The sequence below is a fragment of the Gordonia hankookensis genome (assembly GCF_014673215.1).
Lineage (GTDB): Bacteria > Actinomycetota > Actinomycetes > Mycobacteriales > Mycobacteriaceae > Gordonia > Gordonia hankookensis.
Genome location: NZ_JACWMS010000001.1, coordinates 1,172,337 through 1,194,812, shown reverse-complemented (window position 1 = coordinate 1,194,812; position 22,476 = coordinate 1,172,337). Strand labels below are relative to the sequence as shown.

Genomic DNA, 22,476 nt, shown 5'->3' with positions numbered 1-22,476 from the left:
GACTGCATTCATATCGGTTCTCGTTGCTCGCCCGGGGGCCGGTAGCGTAGTCGACATGGGAACCGGGCCGCAGGAACGCGCAACGCTCGACAAGGATCCGGCCGAGGTCGCGGCCATGTTCGACGGTGTGGCCAAGCGCTACGACCGGACCAACACGGTGCTGTCGTTCGGGCAGGATCGTGGCTGGCGACGCAAGACCCGCAAGGCCCTCGATCTGCGTCCCGGCGACGTCGTGCTGGACTTGGCGGCCGGTACCGCGGTGTCGACGGTGGAGCTCGCGACGTCGGGCGCGCACTGCATCGCCGCGGACTTCTCGCTGGGGATGCTCAAGGCGGGCGCACACCGGGACGTGCCCAAGGTGGCGGCCGACGCGCTCGCCCTGCCGTTCGCGGACGAATCCTTTGATGCTGCGACCATTTCGTTCGGGTTGCGTAACGTGCACGATGCGCCGAAAGGGCTCGCAGAATTGCGACGGGTTCTGAAACCTAATGGGCGCCTGGTGATCTGTGAGTTCTCCACCCCGACGATCCGCGCGTTCCGAACCGTCTACATGGAGTACCTGATGCGGGCGCTGCCTGCGGTGGCGACCAAGGTGTCGAGCAATCCGGCCGCGTATGTGTATCTCGCGGAATCGATCCGCGCGTGGCCAGACCAGGCCCACCTGGCGGCGCTGCTCCGGACGGCCGGATTCTCGGATGTCACCTGGCAGAACCTGACCGGCGGAATCGCGGCGATTCATTCCGCGGTGCGCTGAGGAGGACTCGGACGCCTGCTTGGCCGCCGCCTTGCCGGCTACTCGACCGGCGGGTAGCGGCCGCGGGTCGGTTATGTGGTGCTGTCGGCGGAATCCTGGTTGCTGTCGGCGGGGGCGGCGCGGTGGTGTGGCACCGGGCAGCCCGGGGTGAACGTGCCGAGTTCCTCGAGCCGGTAGCCGCGCGGATAGCCGCGGACCTGGTTGGTCTGACGGCCGTAGAGCGGTTCTGCACGGGGCCGTGCGACGAGCCGGATGGCGAGGCCGCGCAATTTCAGCCCGCGGGTGGCAAGGCTGGCTGCACTCATCGTTGAAACATATCACCGAAAATGTGTCATCGGAACGGTGGGCGTTGGTCGATCTGCGACGACAGTCGCCCGGCTGTGCGCCATGCACGGGCGACCAGATCGGCGTCGTCGGGGGTGATCAGGTTGCCCATCACACGGACGACCATCGACATCAGGTGTGCCGAGCGGATGCCGGGGCGGCCGAGGGTGGGCACGGCCTGTGGGACCGTCAGCAGCCCGGCCAGCCGTCGGGCTGCAGAGAACGCCAGGCCGTACTGGCCGATCAGGACATCACGCCAGCGAGTGGTGTGGTCGGGGGAGCGGGCGGTGTCGTCGAGCAGTTCGACGGCGAGGCGACCGGCCTCCAGCGCGTAGTCGATGCCCTCGCCGTTGAGCGGGTTGACCAGGGCCGCGGCATCGCCGATGAGCATCCAGTTGGGTCCGGCGACGCCGGAGACCGCGCCCCCCATCGGGAGGAGTGCCGACGTGAGGCGCTGCGGTGGGCCCTCGATGGCCCACTCCTCGCCGACCATGTGTGCGTAATGCTCGAGAACGGGCCGTAACGCCATGTGCGCCGGGCGTTTCGCGGTGGCGAGGGCGCCGACGCCCACGTTGAGCAGGTTGTCTCCCGCGCCGCCGAGGGGGAACACCCAACCGTAGCCGGGCAGGAGTGCGCCGTCGGGGCCGCGGAGTTCGAGGTGTGAGCCCATCCAGTTGTCGTCGGCGCGCCCCGACCTCACGTAGGCGCGCGCGGCCACCCCGTACGCGGTGTCGCGATGCCATTCGCGCCCCAGGGCCTTCCCGAGTCCGGATCGCACGCCGTCGGCGACGATCACGTCGCGCACCGCGATCGTCCGGGCGCCCTCGGCGGTGTCGACGACCACGTCGGCGATCCGTCCGTCGCGCATCGTGACGTCGACCGCTTTTGCTCCCTGGACCATGTGTGCGCCCCGCGCCACCGCGAGTGCGCGGATCTCCTCGTCGAGCTCGACACGGGAGACGGCGCTGCCGAAGGACGGGAAGCGACCCGACGGCCACCGGATCTGCTGCGAGGCGCCCCAGCCGTGCAGGGTGAGGCCGTCGAGGCGCGGCCGGTCGTCGAGAAAGCGTCCGAGGCCGAGGTGATCGAGCTCGGCGACCGCGCGCGGGGTCAGTCCGTCTCCGCAGGTCTTGTCGCGGGGGAACGTGGCCGCATCCAGCAGGACCACATCGTGCCCCGCCGTCGCAGCGTGTGCGGCCGCGGCGGATCCTCCCGGCCCGGCACCCACGACGAGGACCTCGGCGCGCTGCGGGATCCGGGGTGGGGGTATGTCGCTACTCACCCGACCAGTATGTCGGCCCCGCTCAGCGACTAGGCTCGGCAGCAGGCCCCGAGAGCGACCGGCGGCCCTCGAGACCGACGACGAGATGGAGCGGTGGAACGCGTGAAGTCCACATTCGCCGGGCTGGACCTGGGCACCGACGAGTTCGCCGACACCGTGCGCGCATCGTTGGCCCAGGTCGAGGACCTGCTACTGACCGAATTGTCGTCAGGCGACGAGATCATGACCGAGGCGGCCACCCATCTGGCCAAGGCCGGGGGCAAGCGGTTCCGCCCGATGTTCGCGATCCTGGCCTCGCAGTTCGGCGAACGACCCGGGGCGTCGGAGGTGATCACCTCGGCCACCGTCGTCGAGATGATCCATCTGGCGACGCTGTATCACGACGACGTGATGGACGAGGCGCAGTTGCGGCGCGGTGCACCCAGCGCCAATGCCCGTTGGACCAACAGCGTGGCGATCCTCTCCGGCGACTTCCTGTTCGCTCGCGCATCGCGACTGGTGTCGACACTCGGCCCGGATGCCGTGCGGATCATCGCGGAGACATTCGCCGAACTGGTCACCGGTCAGATGCGCGAGACCGTCGGGGTCCGCGAGGGTGGCGATCCCATCGATCACTATCTGCAGGTGGTGTGGGAGAAGACCGGTTCGCTCATCGCGGCGGCCGGCCGCTTCGGTGCCATGGCCTCGGATGCGGCGCCCGACCGCATCGAGCGGCTGTCGCGGCTCGGCGACATCATCGGCACCGCTTTCCAGGTGTCCGACGACATCATCGACATCAGTTCGGCAACCGGTGACTCCGGCAAGACCCCGGGCACCGATCTGCGTGAGGGCGTGCACACGCTGCCCGTTCTCTATGCCCTGCGCGCCGACGATGCGGCATCCACGCGGCTGCGCGAACTACTCTGCGATCCGCAGACCGGGGCGGCCCGTCCGGTGACCGATGACGCGGTGGTCACCGAGGCCATCGAGGTGCTCAACGCGTCGTCGGGCATGGTGGCCGCACACGACCGTCTGCGCGCCTACGCCGACGAGGCGGAGGCCGAGCTCGCGCAGTTGCCCGAGGGGCCCGCGCACACGGCGTTGTCGTCGCTGGTGCGGTACACGATCGACCGGACCGGGTAGACCGGGGAACCTCAGGCGCGCATCTGTTCGTTCGGTACGTGAAGGACCTGGCGACGGGCGCCGGGTCGGATGCTCAGAACGAGGGACAGATGCACTTCAATGGCCTGAAGACGGCGGCCCTGATGGGGCTGATGTCGGCGATCATCGTCGGGATCGGGGCGCTCTTCCGCAGCCCGACCATCTTGCTGCTGGCGGTGCTGGCGGCAGTCGGCATGAATGCCTACGTCTATTTCAACTCGGCAAAGCTCGCGCTGCGCTCGATGCACGCGCAGCCGGTGACCGAGGTCGAGGCGCCGGTGCTGTACCGGATCGTCCGCGAGCTCGCGACGACGGCCCGCCAGCCGATGCCTGCGCTCTACATCAGCCCGACCGAGTCGCCGAATGCGTTCGCCACCGGCCGCAATCCCAAGAACGCCGCCGTCTGCTGCACCGCGGGCATCATGCGTCTGCTCGACGAGCGGGAGCTGCGCGCGGTGCTCGGCCACGAACTGTCGCACGTCTACAACCGCGACATCCTGATCTCGTCGGTGGCCGGTGCGATGGCGTCGGTCATCACCGGCCTGGCGAACTTCGCGTTCTTCTTCGGCGGCGGTAACCGCGACGGGAACGGCCCCGGCATCCTCGGCGTGCTGATGATCAGTCTGCTTGGACCGCTGGCGGCCTCGTTGATCAAGATGTCGGTGTCCCGGTCGCGTGAGTACCAGGCCGACGAGTCGGGCGCGGAGCTCACCGGCGATCCGCTGGCCCTGGCCTCGGCATTGGCAAAGATCAGCGGCGGGATCGATCAGGCGCCGCTGCCACCGGACCCGAAGATCGAGTCGCAGTCGCACATGATGATCGCCAACCCGTTCCGAGGCGGGAACGTCGCGAAGATGTTCTCGTCCCACCCGCCGACACCCGACCGCATCGCACGGTTGCAGGAGATGGCGAGGCGTTCGGGTCGAGGGTGACCGGCGTCCCGTCGCCCTGGTTCTGATCAGCCCTGGTTTCTAGTCCATGACCAACCCGCCGTCGACGACAAGGTTCTGACCGGTGACCGCCCGCGACCACGGCGACGCGAAAAACAGTACGGCATCGGCAAATTCGTCTGGTGTCGTGACGGCTCGCAGGGGCGTGCCCGCGGCGATGGCGTCGAAGACCGCAGGCGGGGTGGCGGCGCTGGCATCGGTGGTGCGCAGGAGTCCGCCGGACACCATGTTGACGGCGATGCCGTCGGGACCCAGGTCCGCGGCGAGCGTTCGGGTCAGCGCGAGAAGCGCGGCTTTCGCGGCGGTGTAGTCGTGATAGGGGACGACGGGATTCTGCACCAGGTTGGTGCCGATGTTGACGATGCGGCCGAATCGGGCCGACCGCATGTCGCCGAGGACCGCCTGCGTGGTGTTGAGCGCGGCCGCGACGGTTCCCCGGAACTGGGCGTCGAAGGCAGGCCAATCGATGGTGTCGGGCTTGGCGCGATCATCACCGTTGAACGAGAAGTCGGCCAGCGCATTGTTGACCACGGTGCAGACCGGCGCGCCGAAGTGTTCGTGGGCCCGTGCCACGAGGTCGAACACCGCGTCGCGGTCGGTCACATCGGCGCCCAGGGCCACGGCCCGCCCGGCGCCACCGAGTTCATCGACGAGCGCGGCCGCGGCCGAGGCGCTGCGGTGAAAATTGATGACCAGCCGGGCTCCTTGTGCGGCAAAAGCCTTGTTGATCGCGGCGCCGAGACCCCGGGCGCCACCGGTGACCAGGACGATCTGCTCGGAGAGTGCAGGAGCGAGCGCATTCATGTGGACATCCCTTCGCCAGTGCTAACTGGACAGGTTCGGCGGGTGTGGTCTCAGCCGCCGGTGCGGCACCCCGTGTCGTGATTAATCACATCATGCGCCGCGCGAACACGTGAAGCCGGCGAACGCGTCTACGCTTGAGGCAGGCAGGCGCCCAATCGGGCTCTGCACATCGGGCGGGCGGAAGCAGGAGACCGATGAGCAATTGGGGTCCAGACGGTATTCGGATGTCGGAGTACCCCCATCCGTCGCACCTGATCCTGCACCTGAGTGACACGCATCTGGTCGGCGATGACGGCCCGCTGTACGGTGCGGTCGACAGTGATGTGACGCTGCGACAGATCCTCGCCGAGGTCGAGGCTTCGCACGTGCGCCCCAACGCCCTGTTGTTCACCGGCGACCTGGCCGACAGAGGAGAGACGGCCGCGTACCGGAAGCTACGGTCGATCGTCGATTCGGTCGCCGATTCCATTGGCGCGGAGGTCATCTGGGCCATCGGAAATCACGATGATCGTGCCCGGTTCCGGGCGGAGCTGCTTGACGAGGCGCCCACGGCGGCGCCTGTTGACCATGTCCACGACGTCAACGGTTTGCGTATCGTCACGCTCGACACCTCGGTGCCGGGGCGCCACCATGGCGAGATCGGTGACGAGCAGCTGGAATGGCTGGCGACCGAACTGTCTGTGCCCGCACCACACGGCACCATCCTGGCCATGCACCATCCGCCCGTGCCGTGCGTTCTCGACCTAGCGGTGATCGTGGAGCTGCGCGACCAGCGTCGGCTGGCCGACGTTCTCCGGGGCAGTGATGTGCGATCCATCCTCGCCGGGCACCTGCACTACTCGACGACCGCGATGTTCGCAGGCATCCCCGTCTCGGTCGCCTCGGCCACCTGCTACACGCAGGATCTCACCGGTCCGGCGGGTGCATTGCGTGGTCGCAACGGCGCCCAGGGCTTCAATCTGGTGCATGTCTATCCGGAAACGGTCGTCCACTCGGTGGCTCCGGTGGGCGACTACGACACGGTCGGCGAATATGTGACGTCGGCGGAGACCGAGCGGCGACTCATCGAGGCGGAGGTCCGCATACCGGGCCCCGAGGTAACCACTCAGACGGCTTCCCAGGGTGCGGGGATCGGGAAGTAGTTCTGCAGGAACTGGGTGACCTTGGTGGCGCGTACGTTCAGATCGACCTCGGGAGTGCTGCCGTCGTTGAGGCAGAAGAAGTCCATCGACCGCTTCTTCAAGAGCGAATCCATCTGGCGGAAACCGGATGCCCTCGTGGTATCCACGTACTTCACCTTGGCAGAGCGTTGCACCACAGCTCGTCCGCTCATGAGTGCGAAGTAGTGATACAGCGAGTTGGTGACCGAGATGTTGGTCTCGGCCCGAAAGGTACTGGCCGCGGTGGCTGCGAACTCGGCCGGGAACAGGTCCTCCATCTCCGCCATCACGCTCTTGCGCAGGGGAGTCGCAGCATGCTCGAGATGGCGGGTGGTCACCAGGCCGAACCGATCCCTGAGCAGCCCGCGGTTCACCCGTGCGGAGTTCTCGAATCCGCTGCGCTGATCGTTGTTGGAGCCCAACCCGATTCGGATGGGCGCCTCGATGAACATGCTCACCCCGCCGGGCGAGAAGAACATCTGCGGGCTCACCGAACGGCCGAAGAACATGTCGTCGTTGGAATACAGGAAGTGTTCGGCGAGACCGGGAATGCGATGCAGCTGGGACTCGACGGCTTGTGAATTGTGGGTGGGAAGCACCGACGGGTCTGCGAAGAACTGCTCACTGCGGACGAACGTCACCCTCGGATCGTCGGAAAGCCATGCCGGCTTTGGCGAATCGGTCGCGACGAAGATCCGCCTGATCCACGGGGCGTACATGTGCACGCTGCGCAACGCATACCGCAGCTCGTCGATCTGGCGGAAGCGGGCTTCGGAATCGTCGCCCTCGCCGACCACATAACCCTGCATTCTCTCGGCGCGCTGGGCCTGCCACTCCTTCGACGACCCGTCTACCCAGGAGAACACCAGATCGATGTCGAAGGTGATGTCGGAGGCCTGGTGGGCGAACATCTTCTCGAACGTCGGCCACGTCCGGCCGAACCTCTCGACCTCGCTGCGTATCGCTTCCTGTGATGGAACCGTGCGCCGCGTCAACGAATTCGCCACGGGTAACAGCAGATCGTCGCCTGCCTTCGACCACAGCTCGATCTGCACACCGGTCGATGCCCCGTACATCATGCCACTGTCCAGGTGGACGCGCGGTCGGAACAGACGGAAGACGCGCGCCTTGCGGTGCGCCGACAATGCGCCGTCGGCGACCAGAGCGGGTCGGCCGTGCTTGGCGCCAACCGCCTTGGCGTAGAACGGAAGGTCGGTGCATGCGGCGGCCAACGCCGATCGAAGGTGCTTGCGCTGCGCCCAGTCGATCGCCAGGACCGGACGTTCGTCGTTCCCCCGAACCAGCAGGTAGGCGATGCCTGCCTTGTCGAGAGCGTCGCGCACGAAGAGGAGATCCTCGATCATGGCCTGGTGGGGCGTGGTGCTTGTGTTGATCAACGCGAGACGGCCCTTGGATCGGACGACATCGGACGTTCGTCCGGTCGGGGCCGATCGGCGCACCTTGGTGCGAAGGGGGTCGGCACGCAGTGATTCGGTGCGGGGGCAGTCGTGCTCGGGTTCGACGAGGTACACATCGATCGGGGCGGGGGAATTGGTGATGGTGACCTTCCGGATACTCGCCGCAATCGCGACAAGTCCAGTGTAGTCCCAGGTCAAGGGGCGACCGGCCCGCGCGGCTCCTACGCCCCCGCGTCGGCGATGCGATCGAGTGCGGCGACCTCGTCGGCGGTCAATCGGAGTCCGCCTGCCGCGATGTTCTGTTCCAGGTGGGCTGGATTTCCGGTGCCGGGAATCGCGAGTACATGCGGCCCGCGATGCAGGGTCCACGCCAGTCGGACCTGCGCCGGGGTGGCGCCGTGTGCCTCGGCGACGGCGGCGATCTCGGCCTCCCCGGTGTCGTCAGGTCCCTCAGGGGAGGCCCAGGTCGAGGTGGCCACGGCGAAGAACGGCACGAATGCGATGCCGTGTTCGCGGCACAGTTCGAGCAGGGCGTCGTCATCGCGGTCGGTGAGGCCGTATCGGTTCTGCACGCTGACCACCGGCGTGATGGTGATCGCCTCGGTCAGCTGGTCGGCCGTGATGTTGGAGATGCCGATGTTGCGCAGCAGACCCGCATCGCGCAGTTCGGCCAGCGCCCCGAGGTGGTCGGCCAGTGACCCCTCCATCTTGTCCATCGACGTTCCCCAACGCAGATTGACCACATCGAGCTGGTCGAGGCCCAGTTGACGGATGTTCTCCTCGACCTGACTGCGCAACTGCTCGGGACGTCCCATCGGCTCGAACTCGCCGTCCCGGGATTGACTCGGTCCGACCTTGGTGGTGATCACGAGATGCTCCGGGTAGGGCTGCAAGGCCGTACTGATCAGCTCGTTGGAAGAGCGGGTCGGTGTGAAGTAGAACGCGGCGGTGTCGATGTGGTTCACGCCGAGCTCGATGGCCCGACGGAGAACGGCGAGTGCGTCGGCGCGGCTCCGGGGCGCTTCCCATGGCATACCGCCCAGGCGCATGGCGCCGAGGCCGATGCGGTTGACGGTGCGGTCGCCGAGCTGCCAGGTGCCTGCGGCGTCGGCAGTGGTGATGGTGGCTGAGGTGGTCGGTTCAGTTGTCATGGAAACCAGCATTGCTCTGTCGTCGTCGACCGCGCAGGCGATGGCAACAAGCTGCCATGGCTGCGCTGTCAGGCCTGTCCGGCGCACAATTGAGGCCATGCACAGCACTGATTCCGCCACCGTGGTGCGTGGCGAGGAGGAACTGTTCGCGCGGACCGCGCACCTGTTCGCGTCGGCCGTCGAGGTGGCGTGTGCGGCCAACGACCTGTGGACCTTCGCCTGGTCACACGGCGCGGGGGAACTCGCGGACACGGCCGCGCAGCAGCGCAGGCCCGATCAGCGCGTTCGCAAGATCTACCAGGCCGGGACACTGCTCGACCCCGTGGCGGCGCACGAGTTGGCCAAACGCCGGGACCAGTTCGGCGCGGAGATCCGAGTCACCACCGACGAGATCAACGAGACGATCATCCTCGACCGTCGCCTGGTGATCCTCGCAGGCGATCGGACCGCAGGCGGGCGCAGTTACAGCGTCATCACGCAGGCCGCCACCGTGCAGGGGGTGTCGTCGCTGTTCGAGGCGGCCTGGCGGTCGGCGACGGAGCTCGCCACCTACGACGCGCGGATCGCGGACATCCGTCGGCTGGCACCGCAGGTGCTCGACCTGCTCTCCCGAGGCGTCAAGGACGAATCGGCCGCGCGCAGCCTCGGCCTCGGTGTGCGTACCTATCGGCGACGGGTCGCGGACCTGATGTCGGCGCTCGGTGCGCAGTCGAGGTTCCAGGCCGGTGTGCGGGCGCGCGAGTTGGGCATCGTGTAGGGGAGGCGATCTCGATACGCGGCTCCTTCGTCGCCGCTACTCGATCGGCGAGAGGAGTGCGGTTGCTTGGTGGCCGCTACTCGGTCGGCGAGGGGGGGGTGCGGTTGCTTGGTCGCCGCTACTCGATCGGCGAGAGGAGTGCGGTTGCTTGGTCGCCGCTACTCGATCGGCGAGAAGGGCGGGTTCCTTCGTCGCGGCTACTCGATCGGCGAGGGGGGTGTGGTTGCTTTGTCGCGAGGGGGTGCGGTTGCTTGGTCGCCGCTACCGGTAGTTCACGAACTGCAAAGCGATCCCGAAGTCCTCACCCTTGAGTAGCGAGATCACGGCTTGCAGGTCGTCGCGCTTCTTGCTCGAGACCCGGAGTTCTTCGCCCTGGATCTGGGCTTTGACACCCTTGGGGCCCTCGTCGCGGATCTTCTTGGAGATCTTCTTGGCGTGCTCGGAGTCGATGCCCTCGACGATCTTGCCGCTGATCTTGAAGGTCTTGCCCGATGCGGCGGGCTCGCCGGCGTCGAACGCCTTGAGCGAGATGTCGCGGCGGATGAGCTTCTCCTTGAAGACCTCGAGGCCGGCCTGAGCCCGCTCCTCGGCGTCGGAGGTGATCACGATGTTCTCTTCGCCGGACCACTCGATTCCGGTGTTGGTGCCGCGGAAGTCGTAGCGCTGCGACAGCTCCTTGGCCGCCTGATTGAGGGCGTTGTCGACCTCTTGGCGGTCGACCTTGCTCACCACGTCGAACGATGAATCTGCCATGGGTCACACCCTATCGGCCCCGCGGTGTGGTGCTTCCGGGTGCGGTGGCCGAACGGCTGCGCACGCTCGGCACACGACTGCGCACCGTCGGCGCAATTGCGCCCGCGTCGCTACGAAGGAGTCCGGGCCGGGACCAGGAGACGGCGCTGAGCAGCCGGTTTGCGTCGACACCGAGAGTTCGTTGTATTCTTCACGGCGTTGTTCTTACGGCCGGTCACCGGTCCGACGGACGGCACGGCAGGTTGCCCGAGCGGCCAAAGGGAGCGGACTGTAAATCCGTCGCGCAAGCTACATAGGTTCGAATCCTATACCTGCCACAACGTGGTCTCACGCTGAACTCATGGCGCTCGCCACCGGTCGCTGACCAGCGATTTGGTGAGCGCCTGGGTTCGTGTGTAACCTCGTTAAGGCTCTCGAACGGCTCACGGGTTCGTTCGGGCACGCCCCCTTAGCTCAGTCGGCAGAGCGTTTCCATGGTAAGGAAAAGGTCGACGGTTCGATTCCGTCAGGGGGCTCGCTGGACCTCCAGTCCACATGGCGGTGTAGCTCAGCTGGTTAGAGCGCACGACTCATAATCGTGAGGTCGAGGGATCGAGTCCCTCCACCGCTACACATCGGTGCCGACCAGCTCGGAGCCGACACGCAAAGGGCATGCCGAGCCCGCCACGTACCACCCGAAAGAAGGCAACGAAGTGGCCTCCTCAACAGATGTTCGCCCCAAGATCACCTTGGCGTGCGAGGTGTGCAAGCACCGCAACTACATCACCAAGAAGAACCGTCGCAACGATCCCGATCGCCTCGAGATCAAGAAGTTCTGCCCGAACTGCGGCAAGCATCAGGCGCACAAGGAATCGCGCTGAGCGATCAGCAAAGTATGGCAAATACGCGGGCTACCTCTGATGAGGTGGCCCGCAGCCATTACCGTGGCAAGGGGACTCCGTCACCGGACCCGGTAAGAGAACGAACAGCATCACACAACCAGCGGTAGCAGGAGTTGTCCTTCACGCGACGCCTACCGCCGTGGACCACGCCCGACCCTCGTCCGACGAGGGACCGTCCACGAGATCCTGGCCATGCGCGCAGTGGCCGAGCAAAGGAGCGGCATCCGATGTCAGTCAGCGAGGCCGAGGTGCAGGAACGGATCGACGCGTTGAAGAAGGGCGTGAAGCTCACCCCTGCGGAGATCGCCGCCCACACCCAGGAGATGGTGGGCTTCAACTACACGGTCGACGACTACTACGAGGTCGGCCGTGAGGAAGTCCGCAAGCACGCCCGCGCCGTGCAGGACGACCACCCGGTCCACTGGAACGAGAAGGCCGCGCAGGACATGGGGCACGAGACCCTGATCGCCGCGCCCACGTTCGTATCGGTGCTCGGGATCATCGCCCAGCGTCGTCTGTTCGAGGACGTCGTCACCGGATACGACCTGTGGCAGATCATGCAGACCGACCAGCGCCTGGTGTTCCACCAGCCGATCAAGGTCGGCGACCAGCTCATCTGCGACGTCTCGCTCGACTCGTTCCGCCAGATGGCCGGTACCGACGTGCTGATCACCAAGAACATCATCTGGAACCAGCGCGACGAACCGGTCATGACGACCTGGACGAGCCTCGTGGCCCGGCCCGCGGTCGAGGCCGATCCCGAGGTCCTCGACAAGCTCGAACACGTGATGATGAAGGTCGACCGTGAGCCGGTCATGCCGCACACCGTGCACGGCCCGTTCGACCGCTACGACCTCCCCGATCCCGAGGTCGAGCCGAAGGCGTACTCGGCGATCGACTTCGACGACCTGAGTGTCGGTCAGGAGTTGCCGCCGGTCACCAAGACTCTGACGCGCGGCAACCTGGTCAACTACGCCGGTGTAGCGGGCGACCCGAACCCGATCCACTTCTCCGACGAGGTCGCGAAGGTCATCGGCCTCGAGACCGTCGTCGCGCACGGCATGCAGTCGATGGGGCTGGGTGCCAGCTTCATCAGCAGCTTCGTCGGCGACCCGGCCGCGATCTTCGAGTACAACGTGCGGTTCACCAGCCCGGTGTACGTGCCCGCCGAGGGCTACGCGCAGGTCGACTTCACCGGCAAGATCAAGTCGCTCGACCCGGAGACCCGCCGCGGCGTGATCGCGATGGTCGCCAAGCAGGGTGACCGCAAGATCTTCGGCCGCGCGCAGGCGCACGTTCAGTTCAACTGACGGACCGACACCAGACATCACCGCAGCGCGGCACGAGACGGATCATCCGCCTCGTGCCGCGCTGTCGTGTCGGCTGAGGGCGCGACGACCCGGCTCCGCACGGTGAACGCGGCGCAACCGATCACGGCGGCACCGCCGATCACCAGCGAGACGGTCAGCTGTTCGCCGAGCAGCAGTACCGCCCACGCGACGGTCAGCACCGGCTGGACGAGCTGGATCTGACTGACCGTGGTCATCGGGCCGATGGCCAGACCCCGGTACCAGGCGAAGAAGCCGAGAAACATACTCACCGCGCTGAGGTACGCGAACGCCGCCCACTGGCCGGTGGTGGCGTGCGGCAGTCGCCCCTCGGTCACGATGAGCGCGGCGACCAGCACGACCGGCAACGCCAGCAGCAGCGCCCAGCAGATCGTCTGCCACGCCCCGAGTTCGCGCGACATCAGGCCGCCCTGGGCATAGCCGATCGCCGCGAGCACGACTGCACCGAACAGATACAGATCGCTGATGCCTGCGGCGCCGAGATCGCCGTGCCCGACGAGGGTGAACACGGCGGTGGTCGCCACGCCCAGCGTGGCGCCCACCCAGAACCGACGGCTGGGTCGTTCCCGGGTGCGCATCACCACGACGACCGCGGTGGCGGCCGGAAGCACACCGATGACCACCGCCGAGTGCCCGGCCCCCGCATCGCGGAGCGCGAGCGACGTGAGGATGGGGAAGCCTGCCACCACGCCGATCGACACCGGCACGAGCCTCATGAGCTGCCGGGTCGTCGGGATTCGGGCGCGTCCCATCGACAGGGCGACTGCTGCCAGCCCGGCGGCGACCACGGCCCGACCACACCCGATGAACAGCGGGTCGAGGCCGGCAACGGCGACCCGGGTGAACGGCACGGTGAAGGAGAAGGCGACGACGCCGAGGAGACCCCACGCCGTCCCCGGCCGCGATAGCACCGGCACGGCCAGTGCGATAGCGCTACTATCCAGTTTCATGTCTGACGATAGCAGTCATCGGATCGCGCAACATCTCCGTTCTGTCGCCGCGACCGCCGAGGCAGGTGCCCGACTGCCCTCGACGCGTGAGCTGGCATCGCGTTTCGGCGCGGGGCCGGTGACGGTGCAGCGCGCCCTCGCGCAGCTCGTGGCCGAAGGTGTCGTCGAAACCCGATCCGGCTCCGGGACATTCGTGCGGTCACGATCCGTCGTCCCGGACCGGGCGGACGTCACGTGGCAGACCGCGGCGCTCGGACCGGAACGTGCGGGTTCGTCGCCGATCGGTTCGACGATGCGCCAGATCCCGCACGACACCATTGCGATGCACAGCGGCTACCCCGACATCGACCTCCTGCCCGTCCGTGAGGTCCGCAGTGCTTTCGCTCGCGTCGCGCGGCGCGAGGAGAGCTTTCATCGCCCACCGACGGCCGGGCTGCCCGACCTGCGTCGCTGGTTCGTCGACGAGCTCGATGCGGAGGGCTGGCGGGACACGGATGCGGTCATCGCTTCCGGCGGTCAGGCAGCGCTCGCGGCGACGTTCCGCGCTCTGGCCGTACCGGGCGATCCCATCGTGATGGAGTCGCCGACCTACTGGGGCGCGATAGCAGCGGCACGTCAGGCCGGGCTGATCATCGTCCCCGTGCCACGCACCGACGGGGCGCCGGCGGCCGCCGATCTCGACGAGGCGTTCGCGACATCGGGAGCGCGCCTCGGGTATGTGCAGCCGACGTTTGCCAACCCGACCGGTGACGTGTGGACGGCGGCCCAGCGCGACGATGTCCTGGCCGTGGTCCGTGCGCACCGCGCATTCGTCGTCGAGGACGACTGGGCGCACGACTTCGCGATGGAGACCACGCCCAGGCCACTGGTCTGCTCCGACACCGAAGGGCACGTCGTCTACATCCGATCGCTGACCAAGAGTCTGTCGCTGACGGTTCGGGTCGCCGCGCTGCTTGCGCGCGGGCCCGCCCGGACACGGATCGAGAACGCGTTGACCGTGTCGGATCTGTATGTCGCGCCCGTCCTGCAGTCTGTTGCGCTCGATGTGGTGTCGAGGCCCGCGTGGCGCACTCATCTGCTGCGTCTACGTCTAGCGCTGCAGGCACGTCGCGACGCGCTGGTCGGGGCACTCGCTGCCGGCGCGCCGATGATCGAGGTGGAACGCGTGCCGCGCGGCGGACTGAATCTGTGGGCCGCTCTGCCCGCGGCGGGCTCCGATGGGACACCGACCGACGCGGAGCTCGTCGCAGCCCGCACGCTCGCCCGCGGGCTGTCCATCTCGGCAGGCGGGGAATGGTTTCCGACCGAGCCGACCGGTCCGTTCATCCGACTCAACTTCGCCGCCGCATCACCGGACCGATACGCGGAAGCGGTGGAGATCCTGGCGGGAGCGCTGTAGTCGCAGGTGAAGGTTGCCGATGGGTGCGCCCACCGCGTCCATCGGCAACATCTGTGGTGGCGCTGCGGACCTGGGCGGCGACGTCGCCGGGTCGTCGGGTGATGTCGTCCCAGGTGAAGTTGAGCACGGTCCAGCCGGATGCGATCAGCTTGTTGCGCTTGGTCCGATCGCGCTGGAAGGTGGCCGCGTCGCGATGAAAGGCAAATCCGTCGATCTCGATGATGACCATCGATTCTGCGAAGACGAAATCGACCAGATGGCCTTCCACCATTCGGTTCGCGGACCAGCCGGTGATCCCGTGATCGCGATAGATGCCGACCGTGACGCGCTCCGCCTCGGATCGGGCGCCGGACGCCAGGGAGCCGAGGATCAATCGCGTCCGACCTGCGCCGGTGCGGGACGGATAGCGAGCATGGGCCTCGGCCAGTTGTTCGACGGTCACGCGATCGAGGAGCAGTGCATTGTCGACGACCTGCGGACCCATCTCGGCGGCGGTATCCAGGACCGTCAGGGCGACGGACGTGACCTCGAGTTCGTCCGATGCCTCGACATCGGTGTCGGCGAGTCTTCGATGCGTGACCGCCACGCCGGGCCGGGCGTTGCGATGGCGTCCCTTCGCCCGCGCGATCACGGTGATCGTCGGCGGGAAGGCGGAGGCGAGGTCGAGCCACCAGGCAGCTGCCGGCCCGCTCAGGACGGCCGTGGGGCCCACCGATGCAACCGCGATCCTGACCCGCGCACGCAGCGTCTTCGGGTGATCCGCCCCTCGATACACGCCCTTGGCCTCCCGGACCCATTCGTCGGAGGTGACGCGTCGCGCGACGCTGTGCCTGCTCGATCCGCGCGAACACGCCTCTGCCATGGTGATCACGCCGTCGTGATTCGCCAGGTGCTGCCAGATCGCATCGTTGACACCCATGCAGAATTGGACGGTGTTCTCCGGCCTACGGTTCCGACCAGGTGAAGGTTGCCGATGGGTGCGCCCACCGCGTCCATGGGCAACATCTGCGGTGGTGGCGGGAACCCGTTTTGGGTTTGTCCTGGGCAGTGATCTACACTGAAGTGTCTGGATTGACTCAGACTTGCGCGCTGCCCATAGGGTGGCGCGTTGGTTTTGTCGGGAGTTCTCCGATCTGAGGAAGTCGAGAAGGCAGCTGTACCGTGGCTATCAGCCACGCACAGTCGCAAAGGGGCGTAGCTCAACTGGCAGAGCAGCGGTCTCCAAAACCGCAGGTTGCAGGTTCAAGTCCTGTCGCCCCTGCCCTGGTGAGGGCACACGTAGACGAGAGGACCTCGAAGGTGAGCAAGCGAGATCGAGCTGCCCGCGCCAAAGACGCCGCGGAGGACACCTCCGCCGAGTCGGTGGAGGAGCTCGAAGGTCGCGAAGACGTCGACGGCGCGGAGTCAGGTGAACTGCGTCCGTCGGGCAAGCGCTCGTCGAGGGGTCGTCGTTCATCGACAAGTGCCTCCAGCACCGACGGCGGCGCGGACTCCGACACCGGATCCGCGGTCGCGGTCAAAGAACGCAAGAAGAAGGCACCTGCCGGCGAGAGCCGCAATCCGTTCGTTCGGATCTGGGTTTTCCTGCAGCAGGTCGTCGCCGAACTGAAGAAGGTCATCTGGCCGACCCGCCGTGAGATGATCACCTACACGATTGTCGTGCTGATTTTCGTGATCGTGATGACCGCCTTCATCTCCGGCCTCGACCTCGCCTTCGCCAAGGGAGTTCTCTGGCTGTTCGGCTGATGCCGACCACATCAGTGGGGCAGAGGCCAGGCCAGGACGACCGGAACCGATAGAGGAGCGTGGGCTGCAGTGAGCACCCCGGAGAACGAGATCGAACCGACCCCAGAGTCGATCGGTGAGGTCGACACGTCGGCGGTGGACACCGCTGACGAGACCGACGATCCCGGTGTCGAGGCACAGGTCGAGGCCGCCGAGGATGACGCAGCAGCCGTCGAGGGCGGCGAGGCCGTCGTCGAGGAAGCCATCGAGGACGCCGTCGCCGACGAAGTGGACGTGGCCGACGAGGTCGCTGCCGAAGAGGCGCCCGCAGAGGACGCCGATCCGGTCGAGGAACTGCGCAAGCAGCTTCGCCGTGCACCCGGTGACTGGTACGTGATCCACAGCTACGCCGGTTACGAGAACAAGGTGAAGGCCAACCTCGAGACCCGTGTGCAGAACCTCGATGTCGGCGACTACATCTTCCAGGTCGAAGTGCCGACCGAAGAGGTCACCGAGATCAAGAACGGTCAGCCGAAGAAGGTCAACCGCAAGGTGCTGCCGGGCTACATCCTGGTGCGCATGGACCTCAACGACGACTCGTGGGGCGCGGTGCGCAACACACCCGGCGTGACCGGTTTCGTCGGGATGACGTCCAAGCCGTCGCCGTTGTCGCTCGACGAGGTGCTGCAGTTCCTGATGCCGCGCGTCGAGGCCAAGAAGCCCGCTGCCACCAAGGCCGGCGCCGAGGGTGTCGAGGCTGCTGCCGCTGCGGCGACCGCGGTCATCGAGGTGGACTTCGAGGTCGGCGAGTCGGTCACCGTCATGGACGGCCCGTTCGCGACCCTGCCCGCGTCGATCAGCGAGGTCAATGCGGAACAGCGCAAGGTCAAGGTGCTGGTGTCGATCTTCGGTCGCGAGACCCCGGTCGAACTCGGCTTCAATCAGGTCGAGAAGATCTGACCAGTGCGTCCGCGAGGGCGCACAGACAAAGGACTTTCACGTCTCCAGCGGACGTGGATCTGCAAGAAAACAAACAAGGAACATTAGATGCCTCCCAAGAAGAAGAAGCTCGCCGGGATCATCAAGCTCCAGATCCAGGCAGGCCAGGCCAACCCGGCTCCGCCCGTGGGTCCGGCGCTCGGTCAGCACGGCGTGAACATCATGGAGTTCTGCAAGGCGTACAACGCGGCGACCGAGTCGCAGCGCGGCAACGTCATCCCGGTGGAGATCTTCGTGTACGAAGATCGCTCGTTCGACTTCAAGTTGAAGACCCCGCCGGCCGCGAAGCTCCTGCTCAAGGCTGCCGGTGTGCAGAAGGGCTCCGGCGAGCCGCACACCAACAAGGTCGGCAAGGTCAGCATGGACCAGGTCCGTGAGATCGCGAAGACCAAGCAGGAAGACCTCAACGCGAACGACATCGACCAGGCCGCGAAGATCATCGCCGGTACTGCACGGTCGATGGGGATCAACGTCGAGGGCTGATTTTCGTTGATCGAGTAGCCACGATCGAGCGAAAGCGAGACCGGGGCGTATCGAGATCACCCGCGTGGGAGGGCCGGCTCGGCCCAGCAACCACTAACCCGAACATCATTCACGGAGAAAGAACAGAGCAATGGCACAGAAGAGCAAGGCCTACCGCGCAGCCGCGGAGCAGGTCGACAAGAGCAAGCTGTACAGCCCGCTGGAAGCTGCGCAGCTCGCCAAGGACACGTCGTCGAAGAACACCGACTCGACCGTCGAGGTCGCCATCCGCCTGGGCGTCGACCCGCGCAAGGCCGACCAGATGGTCCGCGGCACCGTCAACCTGCCGCACGGCACCGGTAAGACCGCCCGCGTGATCGTGTTCGCCGCAGGCGACAAGGCCGCCGAGGCCGTCGCAGCCGGAGCCGACGAGGTCGGCGCCGAGGACCTGATCGAAAAGATCCAGGGCGGCTGGCTGGAGTTCGACGCCGCGATCGCCACCCCGGACCAGATGGCCAAGGTCGGACGCATCGCGCGTGTGCTCGGCCCGCGTGGTCTGATGCCGAACCCGAAGACGGGCACCGTGACCACCGACGTCACCAAGGCCGTCAACGACATCAAGGGCGGCAAGATCAACTTCCGCGTCGACAAGGCCGCCAACCTGCACTTCGTCATCGGCAAGGCATCGTTCGACGTCGAGAAGCTGGCGGAGAACTACGGCGCCGCCTACGACGAGATCATGCGTGCGAAGCCGTCGGCGGCCAAGGGACGTTACGTCAAGAAGGTCACCGTCTCCACCACGACGGGCCCGGGCATCCCGGTCGACCCGCTGGTGACCCGTAACTTCGCCGAGGCCCCGCAGGCCTGACCTTTCGAGACGCTCGTCTGCTCACTCCTCGGAGCGCAGCGCTCGCAAGCCCGAAGCCCCCGACCACATTGTGGTCGGGGGCTTCGTCATTTCCCGGTTCGGTCGTAGGTCAGGTCGTGTCGCCGATGATGGCGCGCAGCGCGGCGATGTGGCCCGTGTATGCGGAGCGCCCGGCGGCGGTGAGCCGGGCCCGGACGGTTCGTCGCCTGCCGGTGAGACGGCGCTCGGTGCTGAGGTATCCGGCCTCCTCCAGCGTGGACAGCTGTTTCGACAACGCCGAGTCCGAGAGCGCCAGGTGCTCCTTCAGAAAGGCGAACTCCGCCCAATCTGCGGCGGCGAGCGTGGCCACCAGCGCGAGCCTGGTGCTGGGGTGGATCAGCTCGTCGAAACGGGCTGCGCCGTCGGCTTCGGCGGTCATGCACCGATCCATCGTCGCGCAACCGTGAACACTGCGGGACCGCCGAACCCGACGACGAGGGCGGTGATCACCGCCGCCCACAACGACGGGTGGCCGGCGCCGTCGGCCTGCAGCGCGAACGCGAGTGCGATGGTGAACGCCACCGCGGTCAGCAGAATCCCGACGACGATCAACGGGATACGACGATCGGCGACCGTGCGGCTGACCTGGAGTCGAGAACTGCGACGACGGCCGTCCAGCAGCCGAGAGGCCACCGCGGCGTGGCCTGCGCCGAACAACGCCGTCGCCACGGTCACAACCCACCACGGGGCGAACTGCCCCAGCAGACCCAGCACCAGCCAGCCGCCGGCCATGGCCCACCAGTAACCCCGCGGCAGACCGATCTCCTCGGCGACGTCGCGCCGGGCACGATCGGCCGCGGCGAGTGCGGCGCGCGCCTGTTCGGGCGTCATGTCGGTCATCAGGTCCTCCTCCTGCTTGACTTTCCTACTTGGAAAGTAATCGTCCACTTTCCCACTGGGAAAGTCAATCGTCGACGCAGAACGCTGCGGCCACCCGGCGAGGCAGGAATAATCGCCGACAGGGGCGGGCCGACGAGACCAGGCGGTGACTTGATGGACGTACGACCGACGAAGCTGGCGATCATCGGAGCGGGAGCGGTCGGCACCGCCGTCGCGTATGCGTCGCTGATCCGGGGCGTGGCACGGACGATCGCGCTGATGGACATCAACACCGCGAAGGTGACCGCCGAGGTCCTCGACATGTCGCATGGGCTGGAGTTCGTCCCGCGGGCCGACATCATCGGCGACGACGACGTGTCGGTATGCGCCGACGCTGACGTGGTGGTGTTCACCGCAGGGGCCAAGCAGCGGCCAGGGCAGTCGCGACTCGAACTGGCCGAGGCCACCATCGGTTTGACCAAGAAGATCATGCCCGGGGTGCTCGAGGTTGCCCCCAACGCCGTGTACATCATGGTCACCAACCCGGTCGACATCGTCACCTATGCGGCGCTGAAATACAGTGGCCTGCCGAACAATCAGCTGTTCGGTTCGGGAACGGTGCTCGACTCGTCGCGACTGCGGTTCCTGATCGCGCAGCACTGCGACGTCGCGGTGCAGAACGTGCACGCCTACATCGTCGGCGAACATGGTGACAGTGAGATCCCGCTGTGGAGTTCGGCGAGCATCGGCGGTGTGCCACTGCTGCATTGGAAGCCGTTGGGCTCGGGCGAGGCCATCGATGCTGCGGCTCGCGAGCGAATCCACCACGAGGTGGTCCATGCCGCGTACAAGATCATCGAGGGCAAGGGCGCGACCAACTACGCGATCGGTCTGGCGGCGACCCGAATCGTCGAGGCGGTGCTGAACAACGAGCATCGGGTGCTGCCGGTGTCAACGGTCGCCACGGGCTACGAGGGCCTCGACGACGTCTGCCTCTCGCTGCCGACGATCGTCGACCGCGCGGGAGCCCAGACCCGTCTGGAGATGCCCATGTCCGATGACGAGCTGTCCGGCCTGATGCGTTCGGCGGAGACCCTGCGGGGGATGCAGGCGAAGTTCGGTCTCTAGCCGTTCAGTCATTCGGAGTAACCCGGTCCGATTCGGGATCCGGGACACCGCAGGCGGGGCTACCGTCACCGCATTCATCGAAGAATGTGGGAAGAGGCAGCCATGCAGTGCTCACGGAAGATCGTCGTCGGAATGCTGGCGGCGGCGACACTCGTCGTCGCGCCATTGGCAGTGGCAGCGCCGGCGGAGGCAACGGCATATGCCAACTGCAAAGCCCTCAACGCCGACTACCCGCACGGCGTCGGACAGTCCGGGGCCGTGGACTCGACGTCGGGGACACCGGTCACGAACTTCACGGTGAACGACAACGTCTACCGCCAGGAATCGTCGCACGACCGGGACAAGGACGGCATCGCCTGCGAACGACACTGACCTGGGAGCTCACTGACCTGTGAGCGACACTGAGTGGTGTGTTCACCCCACGTGAGGACGAGAACCGGCGACTACTGCGTGCGCGCGATGCCATCGACCGCGCATTCGCCGAACCGCTCGATGTCGCGACCCTCGCGCGTATCGCGCTGATCTCCCCGGCGCATTTCACCCGACGATTCCGGGATGTGTTCGGTGAGACACCGCATCGCTACCTGCAGCGCAGACGCATCGAACGGGCCTGCGCGCTGCTACGCAACACCGAACTCCCGGTGACCGGGGTGGCCTGCGCGGTCGGATACACGAGTCTCGGCACGTTCGGACGCACGTTCTCTGCGATCATCGGGCGCAGTCCCACCGAGTACCGTCGGACCGCCGAGCCTGCGCCGGTGCCGTCGTGTTTCGTGAAGGACTGGACCCGACCCCGACAGGATTCGAACCGACCGGATCCGAGCAGTTTCGGAGAAGCCGGGCCACGCCCGATCGTCGTATCGTCGGGCGCATGATCAACGGAATCAGCATCCACTCCATCTACGTCCTCGACCAGGACGCCGCACTCGAGTTCTATGTCGGCAGACTCGGATTCGTGGTGACCACCGACGTCGACATGGGATTCATGCGGTGGCTGACGATCGCCGCGCCCGATCAGCCCGACCGTGAGATCCTGCTGTCGCTGCCCGGGCCGCCTGCGATCTCCGACGACGCGGCCGCGACCGTCCGTGATCTGCTGACCCAGGGTGCGCTGGGGACGACGATCCTGGCCACCGACGACTGTCGCGGCACCTACGCCGAGTTGCTGGCCAAGGGAGTCGAGTTCACCCAGGAACCCGAAGACCAGCCGTACGGCATCGATTGTGCGTTCCGCGACCCCTTCGGCAACCACATCCGGATGACCCAGCGCACCGACGACCGCGAGATCTCCGACGACGACATCGCACGATGGGCGCCCGGGAGCTGAAGCGATTTCGCGTCGAGTGGAACCGATCGGGCCGCTC

General features: G+C 66.6%; 25 protein-coding genes, 4 tRNA genes, 1 pseudogene and 1 riboswitch. Of the genes and pseudogenes, 20 read left to right on the top strand and 10 right to left on the bottom strand.

What is annotated here, in order from left to right:
• The first annotated feature begins 55 nt into the window (after positions 1-55).
• Positions 56-754 carry a demethylmenaquinone methyltransferase gene (locus IDF66_RS05290; protein ID WP_190265934.1) on the top strand — a complete coding sequence of 233 codons (699 nt, stop codon included), beginning with the start codon at positions 56-58 and terminating at the stop codon, positions 752-754.
• A gap of 71 nt (positions 755-825) precedes the next feature.
• Here the strand turns inward: IDF66_RS05290 and IDF66_RS05285 are convergent.
• Positions 826-1,044 (bottom strand): annotated as a pseudogene (locus IDF66_RS05285) (oxygenase MpaB family protein); the annotation flags it as partial.
• A 41-nt stretch (positions 1,045-1,085) separates the two neighbouring features.
• Positions 1,086-2,360: a geranylgeranyl reductase family protein gene (locus IDF66_RS05280; protein ID WP_317628593.1), complete on the bottom strand. Its 1,275-nt coding sequence runs from the start codon at positions 2,358-2,360 to the stop codon at positions 1,086-1,088.
• Between the two features lie 102 nt (positions 2,361-2,462).
• Between IDF66_RS05280 and IDF66_RS05275 the strand changes: the two genes are divergently transcribed.
• Complete coding sequence (locus IDF66_RS05275) at positions 2,463-3,482, top strand: polyprenyl synthetase family protein (RefSeq protein ID WP_190265933.1); 1,020 nt, start codon at positions 2,463-2,465, stop codon at positions 3,480-3,482.
• Between the two features lie 89 nt (positions 3,483-3,571).
• Entirely contained in the window at positions 3,572-4,432 is an 861-nt protein-coding gene (htpX, locus tag IDF66_RS05270) for a zinc metalloprotease HtpX (protein ID WP_164310965.1), read from the top strand.
• A gap of 39 nt (positions 4,433-4,471) precedes the next feature.
• On the opposite strand, the gene IDF66_RS05265 is transcribed toward htpX, so the two are convergent.
• A complete protein-coding gene (locus tag IDF66_RS05265) occupies positions 4,472-5,254 on the bottom strand; it encodes a 3-oxoacyl-ACP reductase (protein ID WP_190265932.1) in 783 nt (260 codons plus the stop codon).
• Positions 5,245-5,337: riboswitch (TPP riboswitch) on the bottom strand. Its footprint overlaps the gene before it by 10 nt.
• Before the next feature lie 141 nt (positions 5,338-5,478).
• On the opposite strand from IDF66_RS05265, the gene IDF66_RS05260 reads away from it, so the two are divergent.
• Positions 5,479-6,396, top strand: a complete 918-nt coding sequence (locus IDF66_RS05260) for a phosphodiesterase (protein WP_190265931.1) — start codon at positions 5,479-5,481, stop codon at positions 6,394-6,396.
• Here IDF66_RS05260 and IDF66_RS05255 read toward each other — a convergent pair.
• Together IDF66_RS05255 and IDF66_RS05250 are read right to left on the bottom strand one after the other, a co-directional pair.
• Positions 6,360-7,778: a stealth family protein gene (locus tag IDF66_RS05255; RefSeq protein WP_190266322.1), complete on the bottom strand. Its 1,419-nt coding sequence runs from the start codon at positions 7,776-7,778 to the stop codon at positions 6,360-6,362. The two genes, IDF66_RS05260 and IDF66_RS05255, sit on opposite strands and share 37 nt — an antisense overlap.
• 275 nt (positions 7,779-8,053) lie before the next feature.
• Positions 8,054-8,983 (bottom strand): oxidoreductase, encoded by a 930-nt coding sequence (locus IDF66_RS05250; RefSeq protein WP_190265930.1) that lies wholly within the window; start codon positions 8,981-8,983, stop codon positions 8,054-8,056.
• 97 nt (positions 8,984-9,080) lie between these two features.
• Between IDF66_RS05250 and IDF66_RS05245 the strand changes: the two genes are divergently transcribed.
• Positions 9,081-9,740, top strand: a complete 660-nt coding sequence (locus IDF66_RS05245; protein ID WP_190265929.1) for a response regulator transcription factor — start codon at positions 9,081-9,083, stop codon at positions 9,738-9,740.
• A gap of 261 nt (positions 9,741-10,001) precedes the next feature.
• Here IDF66_RS05245 and IDF66_RS05240 read toward each other — a convergent pair whose 3' ends face one another.
• The gene (locus IDF66_RS05240) at positions 10,002-10,493 is read right to left on the bottom strand and encodes a YajQ family cyclic di-GMP-binding protein (protein WP_164310969.1); all 492 of its coding nucleotides are present in this window, start codon (positions 10,491-10,493) and stop codon (positions 10,002-10,004) included.
• A 236-nt stretch (positions 10,494-10,729) separates the two neighbouring features.
• On the opposite strand from IDF66_RS05240, the gene IDF66_RS05235 reads away from it, so the two are divergent.
• From IDF66_RS05235 to IDF66_RS05215, 5 genes are all read left to right on the top strand, one after another.
• Positions 10,730-10,810: transfer RNA gene (locus IDF66_RS05235), tRNA-Tyr, on the top strand.
• A 125-nt stretch (positions 10,811-10,935) separates the two neighbouring features.
• A tRNA-Thr gene (locus IDF66_RS05230) sits at positions 10,936-11,008 on the top strand.
• A 21-nt stretch (positions 11,009-11,029) separates the two neighbouring features.
• Positions 11,030-11,103: transfer RNA gene (locus IDF66_RS05225), tRNA-Met, on the top strand.
• Positions 11,104-11,185: 82 nt separating this feature from the next.
• Entirely contained in the window at positions 11,186-11,353 is a 168-nt protein-coding gene (gene rpmG / locus IDF66_RS05220) for a 50S ribosomal protein L33 (RefSeq protein ID WP_003929651.1), read from the top strand.
• A gap of 248 nt (positions 11,354-11,601) precedes the next feature.
• Positions 11,602-12,684 carry a fused (3R)-hydroxyacyl-ACP dehydratase subunits HadA/HadB gene (locus IDF66_RS05215; RefSeq protein ID WP_164310971.1) on the top strand — a complete coding sequence of 361 codons (1,083 nt, stop codon included), beginning with the start codon at positions 11,602-11,604 and terminating at the stop codon, positions 12,682-12,684.
• 17 nt (positions 12,685-12,701) lie between these two features.
• Here IDF66_RS05215 and IDF66_RS05210 read toward each other — a convergent pair whose 3' ends face one another.
• A complete protein-coding gene (locus IDF66_RS05210) occupies positions 12,702-13,673 on the bottom strand; it encodes a DMT family transporter (protein WP_190265928.1) in 972 nt (323 codons plus the stop codon).
• Between IDF66_RS05210 and IDF66_RS05205 the strand changes: the two genes are divergently transcribed.
• Positions 13,672-15,072, top strand: coding sequence for an aminotransferase-like domain-containing protein (locus tag IDF66_RS05205; protein ID WP_190265927.1), 1,401 nt, complete (start codon positions 13,672-13,674; stop codon positions 15,070-15,072). The two genes, IDF66_RS05210 and IDF66_RS05205, sit on opposite strands and share 2 nt — an antisense overlap.
• Here the strand turns inward: IDF66_RS05205 and IDF66_RS05200 are convergent.
• Entirely contained in the window at positions 15,005-15,991 is a 987-nt protein-coding gene (locus IDF66_RS05200; RefSeq protein WP_190265926.1) for a type IV toxin-antitoxin system AbiEi family antitoxin domain-containing protein, read from the bottom strand. The genes IDF66_RS05205 and IDF66_RS05200 overlap by 68 nt on opposite strands.
• A gap of 269 nt (positions 15,992-16,260) precedes the next feature.
• Between IDF66_RS05200 and IDF66_RS05195 the strand changes: the two genes are divergently transcribed.
• The 5 genes from IDF66_RS05195 (at position 16,261) to rplA (ending at position 19,126) form a co-directional block, all read left to right on the top strand.
• Positions 16,261-16,333: transfer RNA gene (locus IDF66_RS05195), tRNA-Trp, on the top strand.
• A gap of 38 nt (positions 16,334-16,371) precedes the next feature.
• A complete protein-coding gene (secE, locus tag IDF66_RS24010) occupies positions 16,372-16,818 on the top strand; it encodes a preprotein translocase subunit SecE (protein WP_164310975.1) in 447 nt (148 codons plus the stop codon).
• Between the two features lie 69 nt (positions 16,819-16,887).
• Positions 16,888-17,757 (top strand): transcription termination/antitermination protein NusG, encoded by an 870-nt coding sequence (nusG, locus tag IDF66_RS05185; protein WP_164310976.1) that lies wholly within the window; start codon positions 16,888-16,890, stop codon positions 17,755-17,757.
• An 87-nt stretch (positions 17,758-17,844) separates the two neighbouring features.
• On the top strand, positions 17,845-18,279 hold the full coding sequence (rplK, locus tag IDF66_RS05180) for a 50S ribosomal protein L11 (protein WP_164310977.1): 435 nt from the start codon (positions 17,845-17,847) through the stop codon (positions 18,277-18,279).
• 130 nt (positions 18,280-18,409) lie between these two features.
• Complete coding sequence (gene rplA, locus IDF66_RS05175; RefSeq protein ID WP_164310978.1) at positions 18,410-19,126, top strand: 50S ribosomal protein L1; 717 nt, start codon at positions 18,410-18,412, stop codon at positions 19,124-19,126.
• Positions 19,127-19,235: 109 nt separating this feature from the next.
• Here rplA and IDF66_RS05170 read toward each other — a convergent pair whose 3' ends face one another.
• On the bottom strand, positions 19,236-19,544 hold the full coding sequence (locus IDF66_RS05170; protein ID WP_190265925.1) for a transcriptional regulator: 309 nt from the start codon (positions 19,542-19,544) through the stop codon (positions 19,236-19,238).
• Positions 19,541-20,005 carry a hypothetical protein gene (locus IDF66_RS05165; protein WP_190265924.1) on the bottom strand — a complete coding sequence of 155 codons (465 nt, stop codon included), beginning with the start codon at positions 20,003-20,005 and terminating at the stop codon, positions 19,541-19,543. The genes IDF66_RS05170 and IDF66_RS05165 overlap by 4 nt, the downstream gene beginning before the upstream one ends.
• Before the next feature lie 153 nt (positions 20,006-20,158).
• On the opposite strand from IDF66_RS05165, the gene IDF66_RS05160 reads away from it, so the two are divergent.
• From IDF66_RS05160 to IDF66_RS05145, 4 genes are all read left to right on the top strand, one after another.
• Complete coding sequence (locus IDF66_RS05160; RefSeq protein ID WP_164310981.1) at positions 20,159-21,112, top strand: L-lactate dehydrogenase; 954 nt, start codon at positions 20,159-20,161, stop codon at positions 21,110-21,112.
• A 102-nt stretch (positions 21,113-21,214) separates the two neighbouring features.
• Complete coding sequence (locus IDF66_RS05155) at positions 21,215-21,484, top strand: excalibur calcium-binding domain-containing protein (protein WP_164311173.1); 270 nt, start codon at positions 21,215-21,217, stop codon at positions 21,482-21,484.
• 38 nt (positions 21,485-21,522) lie between these two features.
• The gene (locus tag IDF66_RS05150; RefSeq protein WP_190265923.1) at positions 21,523-21,987 is read left to right on the top strand and encodes a helix-turn-helix domain-containing protein; all 465 of its coding nucleotides are present in this window, start codon (positions 21,523-21,525) and stop codon (positions 21,985-21,987) included.
• Positions 21,984-22,439, top strand: coding sequence for a VOC family protein (locus IDF66_RS05145; protein WP_190265922.1), 456 nt, complete (start codon positions 21,984-21,986; stop codon positions 22,437-22,439). The genes IDF66_RS05150 and IDF66_RS05145 overlap by 4 nt, the downstream gene beginning before the upstream one ends.
• Positions 22,440-22,476 lie beyond the last annotated feature (37 nt).

Excerpts from the sequence above, each read along its gene's own strand:
- IDF66_RS05290 (WP_190265934.1), top strand. The coding sequence starts at position 56 with ATGGGAACCGGGCCGCAGGAACGCGCAACGCTCGACAAGGATCCGGCC.
- htpX (WP_164310965.1), top strand. The coding sequence starts at position 3,572 with ATGCACTTCAATGGCCTGAAGACGGCGGCCCTGATGGGGCTGATGTCG.
- IDF66_RS05265 (WP_190265932.1), bottom strand. The coding sequence starts at position 5,254 with ATGAATGCGCTCGCTCCTGCACTCTCCGAGCAGATCGTCCTGGTCACC.
- IDF66_RS05260 (WP_190265931.1), top strand. The coding sequence starts at position 5,479 with ATGTCGGAGTACCCCCATCCGTCGCACCTGATCCTGCACCTGAGTGAC.
- IDF66_RS05255 (WP_190266322.1), bottom strand. The coding sequence starts at position 7,778 with ATGATCGAGGATCTCCTCTTCGTGCGCGACGCTCTCGACAAGGCAGGC.
- IDF66_RS05250 (WP_190265930.1), bottom strand. The coding sequence starts at position 8,983 with ATGACAACTGAACCGACCACCTCAGCCACCATCACCACTGCCGACGCC.
- IDF66_RS05245 (WP_190265929.1), top strand. The coding sequence starts at position 9,081 with ATGCACAGCACTGATTCCGCCACCGTGGTGCGTGGCGAGGAGGAACTG.
- IDF66_RS05240 (WP_164310969.1), bottom strand. The coding sequence starts at position 10,493 with ATGGCAGATTCATCGTTCGACGTGGTGAGCAAGGTCGACCGCCAAGAG.
- IDF66_RS05215 (WP_164310971.1), top strand. The coding sequence starts at position 11,602 with ATGTCAGTCAGCGAGGCCGAGGTGCAGGAACGGATCGACGCGTTGAAG.
- IDF66_RS05205 (WP_190265927.1), top strand. The coding sequence starts at position 13,672 with ATGTCTGACGATAGCAGTCATCGGATCGCGCAACATCTCCGTTCTGTC.
- IDF66_RS05210 (WP_190265928.1), bottom strand. The coding sequence starts at position 13,673 with ATGAAACTGGATAGTAGCGCTATCGCACTGGCCGTGCCGGTGCTATCG.
- IDF66_RS05200 (WP_190265926.1), bottom strand. The coding sequence starts at position 15,991 with ATGGGTGTCAACGATGCGATCTGGCAGCACCTGGCGAATCACGACGGC.
- rplK (WP_164310977.1), top strand. The coding sequence starts at position 17,845 with ATGCCTCCCAAGAAGAAGAAGCTCGCCGGGATCATCAAGCTCCAGATC.
- rplA (WP_164310978.1), top strand. The coding sequence starts at position 18,410 with ATGGCACAGAAGAGCAAGGCCTACCGCGCAGCCGCGGAGCAGGTCGAC.
- IDF66_RS05170 (WP_190265925.1), bottom strand. The coding sequence starts at position 19,544 with ATGACCGCCGAAGCCGACGGCGCAGCCCGTTTCGACGAGCTGATCCAC.
- IDF66_RS05165 (WP_190265924.1), bottom strand. The coding sequence starts at position 20,005 with ATGACCGACATGACGCCCGAACAGGCGCGCGCCGCACTCGCCGCGGCC.
- IDF66_RS05160 (WP_164310981.1), top strand. The coding sequence starts at position 20,159 with ATGGACGTACGACCGACGAAGCTGGCGATCATCGGAGCGGGAGCGGTC.
- IDF66_RS05155 (WP_164311173.1), top strand. The coding sequence starts at position 21,215 with ATGCAGTGCTCACGGAAGATCGTCGTCGGAATGCTGGCGGCGGCGACA.
- IDF66_RS05145 (WP_190265922.1), top strand. The coding sequence starts at position 21,984 with ATGATCAACGGAATCAGCATCCACTCCATCTACGTCCTCGACCAGGAC.